Origin of the sequence: Rhizobium sp. 268, from assembly GCF_036571585.1 — a bacterium.
GTDB lineage: Bacteria > Pseudomonadota > Alphaproteobacteria > Rhizobiales > Rhizobiaceae > Rhizobium > Rhizobium redzepovicii.
On the sequence record NZ_JAPPSO010000010.1, the window covers coordinates 1 to 18,653 of the forward strand.

The 18,653-nt window shown below is 60.5% G+C and carries 12 protein-coding genes; 9 read left to right on the plus strand and 3 right to left on the minus strand.

Annotated elements, in window-relative coordinates; all coding sequences use genetic code 11:
• The 3 genes from OS035_RS19885 to OS035_RS19895 form a co-directional block, all read right to left on the minus strand.
• Positions 1-5,707 (minus strand): beta strand repeat-containing protein (locus OS035_RS19885; protein ID WP_331813992.1); only part of this gene is annotated, 5,707 nt, incomplete at its 3' end.
• Between the two features lie 260 nt (positions 5,708-5,967).
• The gene (locus OS035_RS19890; RefSeq protein WP_183780306.1) at positions 5,968-7,260 is read right to left on the minus strand and encodes an NAD(P)/FAD-dependent oxidoreductase; all 1,293 of its coding nucleotides are present in this window, start codon (positions 7,258-7,260) and stop codon (positions 5,968-5,970) included.
• A 1-nt stretch (position 7,261) separates the two neighbouring features.
• Positions 7,262-8,659 carry an aminotransferase-like domain-containing protein gene (locus OS035_RS19895; RefSeq protein ID WP_183780309.1) on the minus strand — a complete coding sequence of 466 codons (1,398 nt, stop codon included), beginning with the start codon at positions 8,657-8,659 and terminating at the stop codon, positions 7,262-7,264.
• Positions 8,660-8,897: 238 nt separating this feature from the next.
• Between OS035_RS19895 and OS035_RS19900 the strand changes: the two genes are divergently transcribed.
• The 9 genes from OS035_RS19900 (at position 8,898) to OS035_RS19940 (ending at position 18,633) form a co-directional block, all read left to right on the plus strand.
• Positions 8,898-9,980 (plus strand): ABC transporter ATP-binding protein, encoded by a 1,083-nt coding sequence (locus OS035_RS19900; RefSeq protein ID WP_331813993.1) that lies wholly within the window; start codon positions 8,898-8,900, stop codon positions 9,978-9,980.
• A 47-nt stretch (positions 9,981-10,027) separates the two neighbouring features.
• The gene (locus OS035_RS19905) at positions 10,028-11,077 is read left to right on the plus strand and encodes an ABC transporter substrate-binding protein (RefSeq protein ID WP_331813994.1); all 1,050 of its coding nucleotides are present in this window, start codon (positions 10,028-10,030) and stop codon (positions 11,075-11,077) included.
• Between the two features lie 68 nt (positions 11,078-11,145).
• Complete coding sequence (locus OS035_RS19910) at positions 11,146-12,402, plus strand: ABC transporter permease (protein ID WP_183779806.1); 1,257 nt, start codon at positions 11,146-11,148, stop codon at positions 12,400-12,402.
• Positions 12,402-13,223, plus strand: coding sequence for an ABC transporter permease (locus tag OS035_RS19915; RefSeq protein WP_183779810.1), 822 nt, complete (start codon positions 12,402-12,404; stop codon positions 13,221-13,223). The genes OS035_RS19910 and OS035_RS19915 overlap by 1 nt, the downstream gene beginning before the upstream one ends.
• 16 nt (positions 13,224-13,239) lie before the next feature.
• On the plus strand, positions 13,240-13,596 hold the full coding sequence (locus OS035_RS19920; protein WP_131711276.1) for a RidA family protein: 357 nt from the start codon (positions 13,240-13,242) through the stop codon (positions 13,594-13,596).
• A 207-nt stretch (positions 13,597-13,803) separates the two neighbouring features.
• The gene (locus tag OS035_RS19925) at positions 13,804-14,430 is read left to right on the plus strand and encodes an SIS domain-containing protein (RefSeq protein WP_183779813.1); all 627 of its coding nucleotides are present in this window, start codon (positions 13,804-13,806) and stop codon (positions 14,428-14,430) included.
• Positions 14,431-14,447: 17 nt separating this feature from the next.
• Complete coding sequence (locus OS035_RS19930) at positions 14,448-15,686, plus strand: glycosyltransferase family 2 protein (RefSeq protein WP_131711278.1); 1,239 nt, start codon at positions 14,448-14,450, stop codon at positions 15,684-15,686.
• A gap of 20 nt (positions 15,687-15,706) precedes the next feature.
• Entirely contained in the window at positions 15,707-17,677 is a 1,971-nt protein-coding gene (locus OS035_RS19935) for a hypothetical protein (protein ID WP_331813995.1), read from the plus strand.
• A complete protein-coding gene (locus OS035_RS19940; protein WP_097626285.1) occupies positions 17,674-18,633 on the plus strand; it encodes a lysylphosphatidylglycerol synthase transmembrane domain-containing protein in 960 nt (319 codons plus the stop codon). Before OS035_RS19935 ends, OS035_RS19940 begins: the two co-directional genes overlap by 4 nt.
• The last annotated feature ends 20 nt before the right edge of the window (positions 18,634-18,653 follow it).

Sequence of the window (18,653 nt, forward strand, 5' to 3'; positions counted from 1 at the left end):
CCGCAACCTGCTCCGTCGAGAAGGCGGCGACAGTGGTCGTTGACAGGCCAGAAATGGCGCTTGAACTGATTGCCGCGATATCAACTGTCGAAAAGGTTTGCAGATTGGCGGCGTCCAAGGCCGCAATTTGCGCCGAACTCAAAGAGGCGACCTGAACCGATGTCAGGGCCTCGGCCTGGTCGGTACTCAACGCCGCGATCTGAACGCTGGTCAGACCCGCAATGCCGACGCTGCCAAGTGCAGCAATCTGCGCAGTTGTCAGGACCGCAATATCGGCGGTCGGCAGGGCGGCGACTTGCGTTGAGCCGAGAACGCGGATCTGTGCCGTCGTCAGGGCTTGCACCTGAGCAGTCCTCAGAGCGGAAATTTGCAGACTGCTGAGACCGACTATGCCGGAGGTGCTGAGCGCTGCGATTTGCGCAGTCGACATCGCAGCGATATCGGCGGTGCTGAGTGCTCTGACCTGCGTGGAACTCAGAGCCGCAAGCTGCTTGCCAAGCAGAGCTTTGGCCTGACTGGTGTCCAAGGCAGCGATCTGCCTGGTGGACAGGCCGGAGATCCCCAACGTGCTGAGCGCGGCAATCTGGGCTGTCGTCAATGCCGCAATCGCCGCGGTGGACAGGCCGGATATGGCACTGGAACCGATTGCGGCGATATCCTGGGTCGAGAAGGCCGCTATATCGGCGGTCGGCAGTCCTGAAAGTTGCGTTGAACTGAGCACCGCGACCTGGGTGCTCGTCAATGCCTCGGCTTGATCGGTGCTCAGGGCAGCGATCTGCTTGGTGGTCAGGCCGGAAACGCCTGAAGTGCTGAAAGCTGCAATCTGATCCGTCGACAGGGCCGATACGACCGCCGTGGACAGGCCGGATATAGCGCCGGAACCGATTGCCGCGATGCTCCTGGTTGACAAAGCCGCTATATCGGCGGTCGTCAGCACCGAAAGCTGAGCCGAACTGAGGGAGGCGATCTGCGTTGTTGTCAGAGCCTGAAGCTGGCCGGTACTCAACGCGCTGATCTGCTGAGTGGTCAGGCCGGTAACGCCGGATGCGCTGAGGGCTGCTACCTGTGTCGTCGACAAGGTTGCAATAGCGTCCGTCGACAGGCCGGAAACGGCGCCCGATCCGATTGCCGCGATTTCTTTGGTCGAAAACGTGGCGATATCGGCCGCGCTCAGGCTGCCTATTTGCTTGGAGCTGAGGGCCGCCACCTGGGCCGAAGTCAGAGCTTCGGCCTGGCCGGTGCTCAAGGCCGCGATCTGCGTTGTGGTCAATCCGGCAATGCCGGCGCTGCTCAGGGCCACAATCTGTGCGGTTGAAAGGGCCGCCACAGCGCTCGGGCTCAGGACGGAGACCTGCGTCGAGTTCAAGGCCGCCATCTGCTTGGTCGTCAGGGCGCTTATCTGGCTGCTGTTCAAAGCGAGAATCTGATCGCTCGTTATGCCAATGACGCCAGCGGCACTGATGGCGGCGATCTGAGCCGTCGACAAGGCGGCGATGGCCGCGCTGGACAGGGCGGAAATGGCGGTCGAACCGATTGCTGCCACATCCGCAGTCGAGAAGGCGGCTATGTCGTCCGTGGTCAACACGCCCACCTGCGCGGAACTCAATGCCGCGACCTGGCTCGTCGTGAGTGCGGCGACCTGCGCGCTGTCCAAGGCATTGACTTGATCGGTGCTCAAGCCGGAAATCCCCGCCGTACTAAGGGCTGCGATCTGATCTGTGGCAAGCGACGCGACAATTGTCGTGCTGAGAGCTGCTACCTGGACCGAACTCAGCGCCGCGATACGCGTCGTCGCGAGGGCGGCAAGCTGCGCCGCGCCGAGTGCGGCAACCTGATCGGTCGACAAGGCTTTAACGGTGGTCGTGCTTAGGGCAGCGATCTGAGCGGTCGAGAGCGTTGAAATGACTGAGGTGCCGAGGCCCGACACCGCTTTGTTCGAAATCGCAGCGATGTCGGCAGTCGAAAAGGTGGCGATGTCTTCCGTGCTGAGCGCAGCAAGTTGGGTCGAATTGAGGACCTTCACCTGCGAGGCAGTGAGTGCTTCGGCCTGCGCAGTGCCCAATGCGTCAATCTGTGTCGTTGTCAGGCCGGCAATGCCGGATGTGCTGAGGGCGGCAATTTGTGCAGTGGAGAGCGAAGCAACGACATCTGCATCCATTGTGGCAATTTGCGATGAGCTTAAGACCGCAATCTGGTTCGTAAGCAGGGCATCGACCTGACCCGTACTCAACGCGTCAATTTGCGTGGTGCTGAGCCCGGCAACGCCCGCCGTGCTCAGAGCGGCAATCTGGCTGGCCGATAGAGCTTTAATCGCGGCCGTCGATAATCCCGACATCGCGGTTGAACTGATCACCGCAATGTCGGCAGCGGACATCGCGGCGATATCATCCGTTCCCAGAGCGGAGAGCTGGGCGGATTTCAGGGCCGCGACCTGGCTTGTCGTCAAAGCCGCGATCTGCGTTGTGCTCAGCGCATTGACCTGATCGGTCGTCAAACCGGTAATGCCTGATGTGCTTATGGCAGCGACCTGGGCAGTCGATAGAGAATCAATGACGCCGGTATCAAATGCAGCAATCTGGGTTGAGCTCAGAGCCGTCATCCATGCTGCGGGCATGGTGGCAATCTGCGCTATGCTCAGCGCGGTGATCTGGTTCGTGGTCAATCCGGCGATGCCGGCCGCACTCAACGCGGCGATCTGATTTGTGGAAAGGGCTGCAATGACCTTCGTGCCCAAGCCCGTTACGGCCTTGTTCGAGATTGCGGCGATTTCGGCGGTTGTGAAGGTCGCAATATCGTCGGCTCCGAGCGCAGAGACCTGGGTGGAACTCAGCTTGGCGATCTGGGCAGCCGTCAATGCCTCGGTCTGAACAGTGCTTAAAGCCGAAATCTGATCGGTGGTCAGGCCCAGGACGCCGGATGCACTAAGCGCTGCGATCTGCGCAGTGGAGAGGGATGCGATGATGCCCGTGTCGAGAACTGCGACCTGGTTCGACGTCAAAAGCGCAATTTGCGTTGGAGCCAGCGCTGAGACCTGATCGGTTCTCAAGGTGGCAACCTGACCGGTGGTCAAGGCCGCAACTACGCTCGTGCTCAGGGCGGCAATCTGGCTGGTGGAAAGAGACGCGATAACGTCCGTGCTCAAAGCTTTTATGGCATTGCTGGCAAGTGCCGCCATGTCGGCGGTTGAGAAAGCCGCTAAATCGTTCGCCGTCAGGACTGCCGTTTGAGTCGAACTCAATGCCGCAATCTGGCTGGTCGTCAGACCTGCCAGTTGAGCGATGCTCAGAGTTGAGATCTGATCGGTCGTCAGGGCCGTGATCGCACTCGTCGCCAGCGCGGCAACCTGATCAGTGGAAAGCGATGCAATGTGGCCGGTCGTCAAGCCGCTGACGGCTTTGCTGGAAATCGCCGCCATTTCATCGGTCGTAAAGGTCGCCAGGTCCTCCGAACTGAGGGCAGCGAGTTGCGTCGAACCCAACGCTTTGATCTGGGTAGACGATAGCGCCGCAATCTGTGCCGTGCTTGCGGCCGCGACTTGACTGGTGGTTAGGCTTGCGATCGCGCTTGTGGTGAGTGCAGCGATCTGTGCGCTTGAAAGGACCGAAACGTCACCCGTCGTCATGGCCGCAATCTGCGCTGCTTTCAACGCGCTGACCTGGGTGGTCGTCAACGCCGTAACCTGTGCGGTGTTCAGGCTCGAGATCTGGCCTGCCGTCAAGCTTGCAACGGCAGCTGAACTCAGGGCGGCAATTTGCGTGGCTGAAAGTGCTGCAACCTGGCTCGTCGTCAGTCCGGCAGCAGCGCTAGCAGTGAGCGCGGCGATTTGATCAGGGGAGAGAGATGCGACAACGCCGGTACTCAATCCGGCTATGGCACTACTGGTGATCGCTGCTATTTCCGCGGTGGAGAACGTGGCGATGTCGTCGGCAGACAATACGGAAAGCTGCGTCGAGCTCAGCCCCGCAATCTGTGCTTTCGTCAAAGCTTCGGCCTGCTGCGTGCTCAACGCGGCGATCTGGCCGGTCGTGAGCCCTTTGACGCCGGCTGTGCTCAGGGCGGCCACCTGCGCGGTCGAAAGCGTCGCGGCTTCATCCGTGCCCAGCGCCGCAATCTGCTTGGAGCTCAGCACGGCGATCTGCGCCGTGGTCAAAACGCCCGTCTTCTCCGTGGTCAGGACGGCAATCTGATCAGTGCTTAGACCAGCAATTCCTTTCAAGCTCAAAGCGACGACCTGAGCCGTCGAGAGAGCGGCGACCGCAGCCGTGCTCAGGCCCGATATCGCGACACTGGTGATCGCCGCAATGTCGTCAGTCGAGAGGCTGGCGACATCGTCCGTTCCCAAGGCGGACATCTGGGTCGAAGTCAAAGCGGCGACCTGTGCTGTCGTCAGCGCTTCCACCTGCGTTGTCGTGAGTGTGCCGATCTGCCCCGTGGCAAGGCCCGATACGCCGCTCAGACTGAGGGCAGCGATCTGCGCTGTTGAAAGCGCCGAGATCTCGTCCGTGCTTAAGACCGCTGTTTGCGTCGCTTTTAGTGCGGCGACCTGAGTTGTCGTCAAAGCAGAGATCTGCATTGTGCTCAAAGCAGCGATCTGGACCGTCGTCAAACCGGAAATGGCAGCCTTGCTGATGGCGGTAATCTGTCCGGTTGTCAGCACCGCGATATCGTTCGTGCCTATGACCGCAATCTGCGTCGCTTTAAGGGCCGTAACTTGCGCCGTCGTCAGGGCGCCGATCTGTGCCGTGCTCAACGCGTCTATCTGAGCTGTCGTCAGGCCGGAGACGGCGGCGGTGCTCAGGGCCGCAACCTGGTCCGTCGACAGAGAGGAAAGAACTGAAGTCGACAGGCCCGAAACGGCAGAAACGGTGATCGCCGCAATATCTGCGGTGGAAAATGTAGCAATGTCGTCCGCGCCCAGGATGGACAGCTGAAGTGAAGTCAGTGCTTTCACTTGATCGGAGCTGAGCGCCTCGGCTTGCGCCGTACTCAAGGAAGCGACTTGAGCCGTGTTCAGGCTGGCGGTCGCGCCGGTGCTCAAGGCAGCAATCTGCGCGGTCAAAAGCGCCGTGATAGCGTTCGTGCTCATGCCGGCGATTTGCGCGGCTTTGAGTGCAGCGATCTGCGCAGTCGCAAGGGCGCCAATCTGCGCCGTTCCCAAGGCCGCGATCTGAGCGGTCGTAAGATTGGAAATAGCGCCGGTGCTTAGAGCGGCGACCTGGTCCGTCGAAAGAGCCGCAACCGCTGATGTCGACAGGCCTGTTATAGCTTTGCTGATAATTGCCGCCATATCGGCGGTCGAAAACATTGTCACATCCGCAGTGCTCAGAGCCGCAATCTGCAGCGAACTGAGGGCGCCGACCTGGGATGATGTTAAAGCCTCTGCTTGCGCCGTCGACAGCGCGCTGATCTGCTTGGTCGTGATTGCGGCGATCTGCAGGGAGGTGAAACTTTCGATGGCCGATGTCGACAGTACGGCCAATTGATCAAGCGTGAGGCCGGAAACGGCACCTTGCGAAATCGCACTCAGCTGCTGAGAGCTGAGGACCTCCACATCTTCGGTATCCAATGCGGCGATTTGAGCCGATGAGAGGACACTGATCTGCTTCGTTGAAAGGGTTGCCACGTCTTCCGTCGTCCAGGCAGCAACGGCCGCCGTCGAAAGCGACTTGATCTGAGTGAGACTGTAGGAAGAAACTATCGAAGTCATGGCAAGACTCTTTCAGTAGCCAATATGAATAGGACCGGAAGGCCGCAGCTTGGCTAAGCGCGTCTTCCCGAATCGAAAAAATGAATGTCCCCACAATCGCTGCCAGCCTAGGTTGGCTGGCTTGCGTGAAGCTGTGATTTTTCACGCCGCGGCCCTGCTCAAGGCGTGGTCCCGACCCAACCGAAAGCCGTCAATATTCAGCGATTCAAATGGTTTGAGCGTCCTCTGCGCGTCTGAAAAGACGCGGACGCGATAATGGCTCAGAACCTGTGAGGACGCAGTGGCGCCAGGTCGATGACCGGATCCTGCCCGGCAACGAGCTGAGACACGAGATAGCCGGTCAAGGCCGACAGCGTCAGGCCGAGATGGCCGTGGCCGAAGGCATAGGTGAGGCGGGGCAAGCGGCGGGAGCCGCCGATAACCGGCAGCGAATCCGGCATGGACGGCCGGAAACCCAGCCACTCGTCGCTGCCCTGTCCGGCGGCCGGCAGCAGCATTTTCACGCCGTCACGGATCATCGCCGTCCGCCTGGGGTTCAAGGGAGCGGCAAGCCCGCCGAGTTCGACGGTACCCGCGGCACGCAATCCATCCGACATCGGCACCATGTAGAAGCCATGTTCGGGATAGCAGACCGGGCGCGACAGAAGATCGCCCGCCTGCCGGAACAGAACGTGATAACCGCGCTCGGTATCGAGCAGGACATGATCGCCTGCCGATGCCGCAAGCTTGCGGGAATGAGCGCCGGCGGCCAGGACGGCGTGGTCGGCAAGCATTGCCTTGCCCGCGATCCTGAGACCGATGCCGTCGTTACGTTGCTCGATTGCCGAGACTTCGCCGCGGATGATCTCTCCTCCGCCATAGACGAGCGCTTGCGCCAGCGCGAAGGCGAGCTGCCTGGGGCTCGAAAACACATAGGCGTCCCGGAACAGCACGCCCTTATGATAGAGCGGCGCAAGATTGGGCTCCAGGCTTTGGATATCGGCGCGGCTGAGCTGCTCCATGGCGACGCCATGGCGTTGACGCAGCGCGTATTCGGCATCGGCCGCCTGGAATTGCGCTTCGGTCTTGTAGAGATAGAGGCAGCCGTCATGCCGCTTCAGCCGTTCGGCGCCTGCCTGCATCACAAGCGGCTGCCAGGCGGCATCGGCATGGGACAGCAGCGCCGCCAGTGTCGTGGCGATGCGCTCGACCTCGGCTTTCGTGCTCGATGCCAGGAAGGCGCAGAGCCACGGCGCCAGTTGCGGCAGGTATCTCCAGACAATCGCCAGAGGACCGAGGGGATTGAGCAGCATTCCCGGCACACGCCAAATGACGCCTGGCGTTGCGACGGGAACGACGCCGTGCGGCGCAAAGGTGCAGGCGTTTCCATAGGAACATGCCTGCCGGTAGGATGCATCGTCCAGTGGCGGTGCCGGATCGATCATCGTGACCCGATGCCCCGTTCTCTGCAGCCAGAGGGCCGAGCAGAGGCCGACCAATCCCGCGCCGACAACAGCCACATGCCGGCGCTCGGCGTCGGGCAAGGGCTGAAGCTCGGGGAGCGGCCTGTTCATCCTAGACCAGGCCGGCCAAAGCGCGGGGACGGTCGTTCAGCGTCGCGGCGATGATACGCAGGGCCGTTGCCAGTTCCTCCCGCGACGATGCGCAGCCGACATTGACGCGCACGGCATGTTCGACGGGCTGGCGATCACAGGCAAAGGCGGTGGCAGCCATGACGGCAACGCCATGGGCGCGCAGATTGGCGGCGAAATCCTCGCAGCGCCATGGCGCCGGCAGTCTGAGCCAGAGGAACATGCAGCGCGGATCGGCGGAGAAAGAGTGGCCGGCCAGGATCGTCGTCACGATCGCATGGCGGGCGCGCAGCTCTGCAAGCTGGGCCTTCAGGATCGCTTCAGCCGTGCCGTCCTCCAGCCAGCGGGTGGCAAGCAGCAGCGGCAGCGGCGAAGGCATCCAGGCGGTCGTACGTACCGCCTCCGCGGAGAGCAGCGCACGGCCGGGCGGGCAAGTGAGATAGCCGACGCGCAGACCCGGCGCCAAGGCCTTGGAAAGCGCCGAGATATGGTAGGTCCTGGCCGGAGCGAGCGTGATCAGGGCGCTTGCCCGGGTCCCGAGCATCGGTCCATAGACATCGTCCTCGATGATGACGAGATCATGCTTTTCCGCGACTTCGACCAATTCCTTCCGACGCGCCTCGCTCATGGTGACGACGGTCGGATTGTGCATCGACGGAACCGTGAAGACGGCGCGCACCGGCTCCCGGCTGCAGATATCGTCGAGCTCCGCCGCCGACATGCCCTGTTCGTCACTTCCGATGCCGATAATGTGGAAGCGGAACATCTGGGCAAGCGCAATCAGTCCGTAATAGGTCAGCCGATCGCAGACGATCGTGTCGCCGGGCTCGATCAGGCTGCTGATGACAGCGAGAAGAGCGTGCTGGGCGCCGCTAGTGACGACGATATCGTCTTCGGACGGGTCGAAGCCGTTGAGCGATATCCATTTTCTCGCAGCAAGGCGCGCCCAGGCCGGCCCTTCCGGCGGCTGGTACTCCTGCATCTGGCGGAAGCGCGGATCGGACGAAAGATCCGGCAGGGATTGGGCGAGACGCTGCTGGAAATCGTCGATGGCCGGTCGGTTGACCGTCAGGTCGATGACCCCGGCAGGGCTCGCCGCCCGATCGACCCGCGGCATGGCGCCGTCGCCTGTGACGATCGTACCGCGCCGGGTGCTGCCCATGACAAGATTGAGGTTCTGCAATTCGCGGTAAGCGCGCGTGACTGTGGAGACGTTAAGCGAGCGCTCCCGTGCGAGATCGCGTTGCGGTGGGAGTTGGCTGCCGGGCGGCAGGGCGCCCGAGCGGATTCGCGCCTCGAGCTCGCTTGCGAGTTCGAGATAGGCCGGCATGCGCGTTTCCCGCTCCTGGTTTGTCTGGCTCAGTTCCGATCGTTCAGACATACAATTCCTGCAATCCGTGTAGAATTCCGTTAGCTTGGCGCGGCCCAGTTGATCGTTGGCTCTACGATTCAGCATGATTTCTTGCGACATAACACGCTTTCCCAGTGTTTTCGAGGCCTTCGACCGTCGCCATACAAAATTATTTGTGTGGCTTGACAAACGGAAATTGACCGAGACAATATGGCCTAGCATCGAGACAAAGAGGCAGGGACCCGGCCGGTGCAAACAGGAGGAATTCATGAGCGAGCGCTTCATTGCTTTCGAAGGCGTGCGTAAATCCTATGACGGCGTCAGCTATGTCGTGCGCGGTCTGGATCTCGACGTCGCAAAAGGCGAGTTTCTGACCCTTCTCGGCCCTTCCGGATCCGGCAAGACCACGACGCTGATGATGCTGGCCGGCTTCGAGGCTCCGAGCAGCGGGACCATTACTCTGGCCGACAGCAGGATCGACAGCGTTCCGCCGCATCGCCGTAATATCGGCGTGGTCTTCCAGAATTATGCCCTTTTCCCGCATATGACGGTCGGCGAAAATGTCGCCTTTCCCCTGAAGATGCGCCGGCTCGGCAAGGCGGAGATTGCCGAACGGGTTCGCCGCGCGCTCGACATGGTGCGCATGGCGAGTTTCGAAGCGCGGCGGCCCAACCAGCTTTCGGGCGGACAGCAGCAGCGCATCGCGCTTGCCCGCGCGCTGGTCTTCGAGCCGCAGCTCGTGCTGATGGACGAGCCGCTCGGTGCGCTCGACAAGCAGCTTCGCGAACATATGCAGCTCGAGATCAAACACCTGCATGCCCGCCTCGGCATCAATGTCGTCTACGTCACCCACGACCAGGGAGAGGCGCTGACCATGTCGGATCGGGTCGGTGTGTTCAATGATGGCATCCTGCAGCAGATCGCGGCCCCGCATGCGCTCTACGAGGCGCCGGCAAATCCCTTCGTCGCAACCTTCATCGGCGAGAACAATGCGATATCGGGTGAAGTCGTCGCAATCGATAATGCCCTCTGCCGGCTTCGCTCGCCCGGCGGTTCAATCATCACCGGCCAAGCCGGAGAAGGGCTGAAGGAAGGCGCACGGGCAACCCTGGTCTTACGGCCCGAGCGAATTCAGCTGGCACCTGGTGCCGACATTCCGAACCGGTTCACCGCCATGCTCAAGGAAATCATCTATCACGGCGATCATGTGCGGTTACGTGTCGCCGCCTGCGGCTGTGACGACGTTTTTATAAAGGTCGCCGCCGCACAGGATATTCCGGTTCGGTCGCTCGGCTCCAGCACCGTCATCGGCTGGGCGCCGGAGGATTGCCGCGCGCTCGCACTCTCCTGACCCAGTGCTCATTCTTTCGTAACGCAGCAACAAAAAGGGGAACCACCATGATGCGTTTAAACTGCATGTTTCTCAGTTCCGTCATGGCTCTTGCAACCGCGGGAGCAGCATTTGCCGAGGATACGCTGACCGTCACATCCTGGGGCGGCGCCTATACGAAGAGCCAGGAGGAGGCCTTTTTCAAGCCATTCGCCAAGCAGACCGGCACCAAGATTCTCCAGGACGAGTGGGACGGCTCGACCGCCAAGCTGAAAGGCATGGTCGAGACCGGCCAGGTGACCTGGGACATCGTCGACGTCGAACCCAGCCATGCACTGCAAGGCTGCGACGAAGGCTGGCTTGAGACGATCGACTATTCGAAACTCGGAGGCAAGGACGCCTTCATCGACGGCGCGGCGATGGATTGCGCGGTCGCCACCATCGTCTTCGGCACCATCTATGCCTATGACGCCGCAAAGTTCCCGAATGGCGGGCCGACGACCATGGCCGATCTCTTCGACACCGCCAAATTCCCCGGTCCGCGCGCCTTGCGCAAGTCGCCGAAGACCACGCTGGAATTCGCTTTGATCGCCGACGGCGTCAAACCGTCTGAGGTCTACGACGTGCTCGGGACGCCAGCGGGTGTCGACCGTGCCTTCAAGAAGCTCGACACGATCAAGAAGGATGTGAAGGTCTGGTGGACCGCCGGTGCGCAGCCACCGCAGCTTCTCGCCGATGGCGAAGTGGTGATGACCACGGCCTGGAACGGCCGCATCTACGATGCCGTCAAGAACAGCGGCAAGAACTTCAAGATCGTCTGGGACGGCCAGGGCATGGACTTCAATCTCTGGGCCGAGCCGAAAGGCTCGAAGAACAAGGAACTGGCGGATAAATTCGTCGCTTTCACGGTCAATCCCGATGTGATGGCGCAGCAATCGAAATATATCTCCTATGGCCCGACCCTGAAGGCGGCCATTGCCAAGGTTCCGCCGGATATTCTCGTCGATCTGCCGACCGCGCCCGACAACACGAAGAACGCATTCGTCGTCTCCTCCGAGTTCTGGGCCGACCATGACGAGGAGTTGACCGAACGCTTCAACAAGTGGCTCGCACAGTAACCTCGTCAGGCGGGCGAGTGTCCCCCGGCTTCGTCCGCCCCTTTCTCTACCGCAAAAAGGCATGAGCGATGGTGACCGCGACAATGAATGAAGGCGACGGCTCGATGATTGCCGCCGGCATACGGGTGAAAAGCCTCGGCAGTGCAAAAAGCAAGGCCCAGCTGAAAGCGCTGCTGCTAGTCGCGCCTCTGCTGGTCTTCCTTCTGCTCGTCTTCGTTCTGCCGATCGCCTTGCTGTTGACGCGCGCGGTCGACAACAGGGCGGCTTCCGCCGCCCTGCCCTATACGATGTCGGCTCTATCAGCCTGGGATGAACAATCTCCACCCGACGAAGCGCTGTTTGCCGCCTTTGCCGCCGACCTGAAACAATCGCCCCGCGATCAGATCGCCGAGGTGGCCAAACGTCTCAACTATTACGAGACGGGCATGCGCTCGATGCTGTTGAAAACCGCGCGCACGATCCGCAACGCCGAGCCGCCCTATAAGGCCGCCTTCATCGCCATCGATCCCAACTGGGAGACGCCGCATTACTGGACGATCATCAAGAACGCATCGCCGCCCTTCACCGATTACTATCTGCTCGCCTCGCTCGATCTGGAGCGCGACGCCTCGGGCGCGATCGGCAGGGTCTCGGCTGAAAATGCGGTGCATGTCGACGTGTTGATCCGCACCTTCGTTGTCAGCGCATCGGTGACCGTGATCTGCCTGTTTCTCGGCTATCCCCTCGCCGCCCTGATCGCCCGGTCGAAAGGGACAGTCGCCAATACGCTGCTGATCCTGGTGCTGCTGCCGTTCTGGACCTCGCTGCTGGTGCGTACCAGCGCCTGGGTCGTGCTGCTGCAGGGGCGCGGCGTGATCAATTCGGCGCTCATCTGGCTGGGCCTCGTCGATCCCGCACGACCCCTCGACCTGATCTACAATCGCATCGGCGTCCTGATCGCCATGACCCATATCCTGCTGCCCTTCATGGTGCTGCCGATCTACAGCGTCATGAAAAGCATACCGCCGGTCTATTTGAGGGCCGCCTCATCGCTCGGCGCGCCGCCGGCATCGGCCTTCTTCCGTGTCTACCTGCCGATGAGCATGCCCGGCGTCAGCGCCGGCGGCTTGCTCGTCTTCATCCTGGCGCTCGGCTACTACATCACGCCGGCTCTGGTCGGCGGGCCTGGAGATCAGATGGTGAGCTATTTCATCGCCTATTATTCCAACCAGGTCACCAATTGGGGCATGGCGGCGGCTTTGAGCACGATCCTGCTGGTGGCGGTGCTCATCCTTTACGCCGTCTACAATCGCATCGTCGGCATCGACAGGCTGAGGATAGGCTGATGACGAACTTGCTTTCTTTCCCTCGGCTGTTTTCGCTGCTCCTATGGCTGGCCGGCGGCCTGGTGATCCTCTTCCTGATCGCGCCCATCATCGCGATCGTGCCGCTCTCCTTCAATGCCGAGCCGTTCTTCACCTATCCGATGCCCGGCCTGTCGCTGCGCTGGTATCGCGAATTCTTCGATTCCAACGTCTGGCAACTGGCGCTGAAAAACAGCATCATTGTCGCCGTCTGCGCCACTATCCTGTCGACCTTTCTCGGCACGCTTGCCGCCATCGGTCTCAGCCGGCCATCCTGCCCGGCGCGGGCAACGCTAACCGCCATTCTGATCTCGCCGATGATCGTGCCGGTCATCGTTTCGGCCGTCGGCATCTATTATGCCTTTGCCGCCATCGGACTGCTCAACAGCCTGACCGGCCTGGTGCTGGCGCATACGGCAATCGGAGCGCCCTTCGTGGTGATCACCGTGACGGCGACGCTCGCCAGCTTCGATCACAATCTGATGCGGGCAGCGTCCAGTCTCGGCGCATCCCCTGTTGAAGCAACCTTGCGCATCATGCTGCCGGTCATCGCGCCTGGAGTGGCATCCGGCGCCCTCTTTGCCTTCGTGACGTCGTTCGACGAAGTGGTGATTGCGCTCTTCATCGCCGGTTCCGAGGAGCGCACCCTGCCGCGCCAGATGTGGAGCGGCGTGCGGGAAACGCTGAGTCCGACGATCGCCGCCGTCGCCACCCTCCTTATCCTGTTTTCGACGCTGTTTCTCGCCACGATCCAATGGCTGCAGCGACGCGCCGAACGCCAGAAGATTGCGCACAGGGACTAACTCAAGGAGTTCGAGCATGCAGATCGAGCGCTACGAAACCGGAAAGCGGATGAGCCAGGCCGTGACCTATGGCGGCTTCGTCTTCCTCGCAGGCCAGGTCGCGATTGATGCGCCTGATGCCTCCGTACGCGAGCAGACGACCGACATCCTGGCGCGGATCACGCGGCTTCTGGAGAGCGTGGGCAGCAATTCGACACGAATCCTCAGCGCGACGATATGGCTTGCGGATATGTCCAAGTTCGAAGAGATGAACGCCGTCTGGGACACCTGGGTGCCGTCCGGCCATGCGCCGGCGCGCGCCACCGTCGAAGCGAGGCTCGCCGCGCCAGAATTTTCCGTGGAGATCGGCATGATCGCCGCAATCGGGAACTGACGGTCGGTCCTTGCTGGAAACGACCGCCAACCCCTCGCCCACCCGGTATGGCATGACCCGTGCGAGCGCTGAAAGCGGCGTGAGGCCGTTGGTTGCAAAGCCGTGACACTTGCCGACAACCCTTAAAAGAGCGGGCGAGCAACTTGCCTTTGTACCATTTACACTTTAAGGACGCCCCAATTTCCAAGGCGGAGGGACTGGACGAGCATGTCAGATCATGAGAACAGGTCTTCGGGGCTCGGTGTCACAACCGGCGATCTGGATCGCTACTTCACTTTTCTCCGCCATGTTCTGGTGAATACGACCGCCACGCGGTCAGCCGGAAAGCCGTTGGATTATGCGGCGGCTGTGACGGAATCCATGCAATTGGCCCGTGCCACACACGATGCCGGCCGAAAGATCATGTTCATCGGCAACGGCGGCAGCGCGGCAATTGCCAGCCACATGGCGACGGACTACTCGAAAAACGGTGGGCTGCGCGCGATGGCGATGAACGACGGCGCGACGCTGACCTGCCTGTCAAACGACCTCGGCTATGAGAACGTCTTCGCAAAGCAGATCGATTTGCACGCCAATGAAGGTGACCTGCTGGTGGCAATCAGCAGCTCCGGAAGATCGGAAAGCATTACCAAGGCCGTCCGGACCGCACGCGACAAGGGCTGCGCCGTCATGACCCTGAGCGGCTTCGCTCCGGGCAATCCGCTGCGCGATCTGGGTGACCTGAACTTTTATGTGGCGTCCGATCAATATGGTTATGTGGAGATCGCCCATCTGGCGATATGCCATGCCGTATTGGATTTTTCCTGCGGACTTGTTCCGCCTACCCTTTCCTGAAGAGCCGTTTCACGCGCATGAATTTTCCCCGCATCCACGATCCGGAATTGACGCTTCTGACGCCCGACGATGACGTCGCCAACCCCGAAGTGACGATCCTCGTTCCCTCTCTCAATGAGGAATTGACGATCGGAACCTTCGTCGACTGGTGCCGCGAGGGTATTGCGGCAAGCGGTGCGGCTGTGGAGATCCTTATCGTCGACAGCTCCACCGATCGAACCCCGGAAATCGCCCGTGACAGAGGAGCCCGCGTATTGCGGACACCGAAGCGCGGTTTGGGCAGAGCTTACATCGATGCCATTCCATACGTGCGCGGCAAGTTCATCATCATGGGTGATGCGGATTGCACCTATGATTTTCGGCAAATAGCGCCGTTTATCGAAGCCTTCCGGAAGGGCTTCGACTTCGTCATGGGCTCACGGTTCAAGGGCTCGATCGAAGACAAAGCGATGCCGCCGCTGCATCGCTATTTCGGAACGCCGCTGACCACGTGGATCCTCAATCGGATGTTCAGCAGCCGCTTTTCCGACATCCATTGCGGCATGCGGGGCATCAGCGTCGATGCCTTGCTTCGCATGGACCTTCGGTCGCAAGGATGGGAATATGCGTCGGAGATGGTGCTGAAGTCCGTGCATATGGAGCTTCCGACCACAGAGGTGCCAATCCACTTCCTGAAGGATCCGGAAGGCCGGCTAAGCCACATGAAGCGGCGGGGCTGGATGGAGCCGTGGCGCGCAGGCTGGCGCAATCTGCAGGCAATGTTCGTCTACGGGTTTGATTTTTTTCTCATCTGGCCGGGATTCCTGCTTCTGGCCCTCGGGCTGATAATCATGCTGCCGCTGCTCGCCGGGCCGATGTCTATTGGCGGTGTGCGGTTTTCGTCCAATGCCATGCTGTTTGCCATGGCCCTGGCCGTCCTTGGCCAATCAATGCTGGTTTCGGCGGCAATCGGTCGGGTGATTTTCGACTATTCAGGACATGTGCAGAGCCGTTTCGAGCGGCTCCTGCCTTACAATGCAACCATCTGGGGATCAGTGGTCGCCGTTCTGGCCGGCGTTTTTCTGGCGGTTCCGCTCTTCGATTCCTATGTCGGGAACGGATACCTGCTGCCTGAGATCGGCATCGAGACCAACTGGGCCGTCTTCGGGCTCTGGCTCATCATTACCGCGTTTCAGATCTTTATATCAGGGCTGATGATAAGAGCCCTTGGGGTCATGCTGCCCGTCAAAAAGCCTACGCCTCCTCTCGCGGGATAGGAGCCACGAAAGGGTCGATCATGATCGTAGGCTGGTGCACGGTTCTCGCCATAATATTATGGGGCCTCGTGATCGACAGAGGCATCGTTGCCTCGCTCAACCAACGTTGCGATCAACCCTTTCGAGACGGCACCGACTTTCTGCTCAGCGGTATTCTGCCGGCTCTGGCGATCGCCGGGGGCGCGGCCACCGTCCTTGGGGCGTTCCATGGGCTGCGATGGGAGATCGTTCTCCCGATCGTCGCTGTCTCGATGATTTGGCGGTGGCGCGATCTCGTCGCCGTTCTCTACGACCTCGGTTCGCTGTTTCGTAAAATTGCCGCTGAAACGAGATCCGGAAACCCGGTTCCGGTGCTTGCAGCACTCACATGCACTGTACTTTGCTATGTGTGGAGCGTTATGGCCCTGTTTCCATCCGGCATTGCCGACGTCTGGGTTTTCCACATCCCGCTCGCAAACAGTATCATCGAACACAGCGGCTTTGTGTCGCCGCAGATCGACCATCCCTTCTACGGCAATATTCCGCTCTTCTTTAATCTGCTGTTTGCGCTCGTCATGATGGTCAGCGGTCACTGGACCGGTGCGGCGATCATGAATGTCGCAATTTTCTTCGGATTTCTGTTCCTGCTTTCAAGCTGCGCCAGTCGTTGGCGGGGATGCGGTTTTTTCCTGGTGGCCGCTCTGATGCTCAGCATCCCCTTCTTCAGGGGAAGTGTCGGCGAACCGATGACGGATCTGGCACGGTCGTGTTTCTCAGTCGCCGCTGTGCTTTTCCTGTGGCGTTATCTGGAAACCCGGCGTCCGGCGGAGCTTTTTCATTGTGCGCTCGTGCTGGGGGGAGCGGTCGGAGGGAAATATACGGAACTGCAAATGGTTTGCCTGATAGGGCTGGCGCTGATGCAAATGCTTCTCAAGGGAAAGGTATCGCTGCCGCTCTTTTTGTCATGCCTTTGCGCATTCCTTGCAGTCGCGGGCTACTGGTATGCGAAAAACCTGATCGTTCTCGGCAATCCGATCTATCCTTTCATGTTCGGTCATCCGGGCCTCACCGACGCCTGGATGGCGGACTACATGCTCGAATTGGGCCGGGCCTTCGATCCCGCTAACCGACATTTCGTAACGAACCTCGCAACTCTGCAAGGTTGGCGCGACTTCCTCCATATCCTTTACAGCTGGTTCCTGGCCGGCAAGCCGAATGCTTTCGTCGCTCTCGCTTTGATCCTGGCCGGTCTCGCCGTGGCCTTTCGGCGCATCGCATTTCTCGCAGCGATTACCGCTGCCATGTTTGTGATATGGTACACCGTTATGTTCAATCACATCCGGTGGGCGACGCCAGCCTATCTGCTGTTCTTTTCGACCGGGTTTATCGGCGCCTCCCTGGTTCGGGAACGGCTGGATCAATGGCTCGACCGGCAAGTTCTGCCGCGGATGGCCCCAATTACGAAAATCGCCTCTTCGCCGGCATGCATGATCGCCAGCCCGGTGATCTTAGGCGTGCTGGCCGGGGGACTCTGGCTGTCGCAGTGGTACCGCGTGGGCGGCAGCGACATGGATCCCGGCAAGGCGAAAGACCTCGACGTCGTGCTCGGGATGATCAGTGTCGACAAATATATGGAGAGCCACCGCGAAGCCTATTTCATGTATCGCTACATCGCGGAGCATGACCTGCGGACCGTTTTTCAGCCTTTCGACACCGCCAACACATTATTGTCGACGGCTTATAACGACGGCCGCGATGGCGGTTGGCAATTGCCACGCTATGTGCTGCCCAGACCGGGGTCGGATATCGATGCTTTCATCCGGGATAATCATATAGGTTACTTCATCCTTCCCCCGGATGCTGGCAGCGCGTTCCTCGCAGAACGCATAGGAGAAGACAAAATAATGCTGGCCAACAGCGTCATAGCCCACATGATGCCCCGCGCCTCACTGATCTTGACGGATCGGTTCGGCTGGAAGCTCTACCGTTTTGACGCGGATCGGGCATCGTGACGACTCCATCCTCCCGAGCATTCCTTCGCATCGGCATACCGGTTCTGAAAGTGGCCGTGGCGCTTGGCCTCGTCATATGGATCGCGCGTAAGGTCGATTTCGCAGAAGGCTGGGCCGCGGTCCGGACCCTATCGGCGACGACCATCTGCCTCAGCATCTTCCTTCTTCTCCTGCAGGCCCTGCTTTCGGCCTGGCGGTGGTGCCTTCTAGCGGAGATGATCGGGCAGAGGCTGAAAATATCAGGCGCCATGAAACTGTTCATGCAAAGCCTCTTTTACAATCAGGCTCTTCCAAGTCCCATTCCAGGCGATGCCGCACGCATTTTCGGCGCCCTCAAATACGGCCTGACGATCCAGGAAGCCACGCTCGGCGTCGTCATGGACCGTATCCTCACCCTGTTCGGGTTGGCGGTCGTTGCGCTGATCGGTCTGATCATCATGCGGGCGTTTTACGGGCACGACTTCCCAATCCCCTATCTCACCGAACTCACGGCCCTTGGCGTCGCGGGAACCATCGCATCGGCCCTGGTGTTCTGCTGGTGTCGCCATCTCTTCGTTCGGCTTCTTCCGGAAAAGCTGCACGCGCTGAGCGACGCGCTGGGGGCTTTTCTCACCCACCGGGGAATGCTCGGAATATCTCTATTGACCCTCGTCATTCACGGTTTGAGTGTCGTCTCGCTTGAGATCCTCGTTCTCGGACTTGGCCTCCCGCTCGATTGGGGTCAGGCCGCAGCCGCTTTCCCGCCAGTGCTTTTGATCGCCATGGTTCCCATTTCTGTCGGAGGATGGGGGCTGCGGGAAGGCGGCATGGTCATTTCGCTTGCCGTATTCGGCATCGGCACGACGGACGCCGCAACGCTATCGGTGGTTTTCGGCCTGTTGCAGCTTGTGGTCGGCTTGGCCGGTGGTGTATTCGTCCTTTCGCGTCCCCATTCGGGAAAGATCAAAGCGCTCTGATGAGCCTTAACAGATCATAT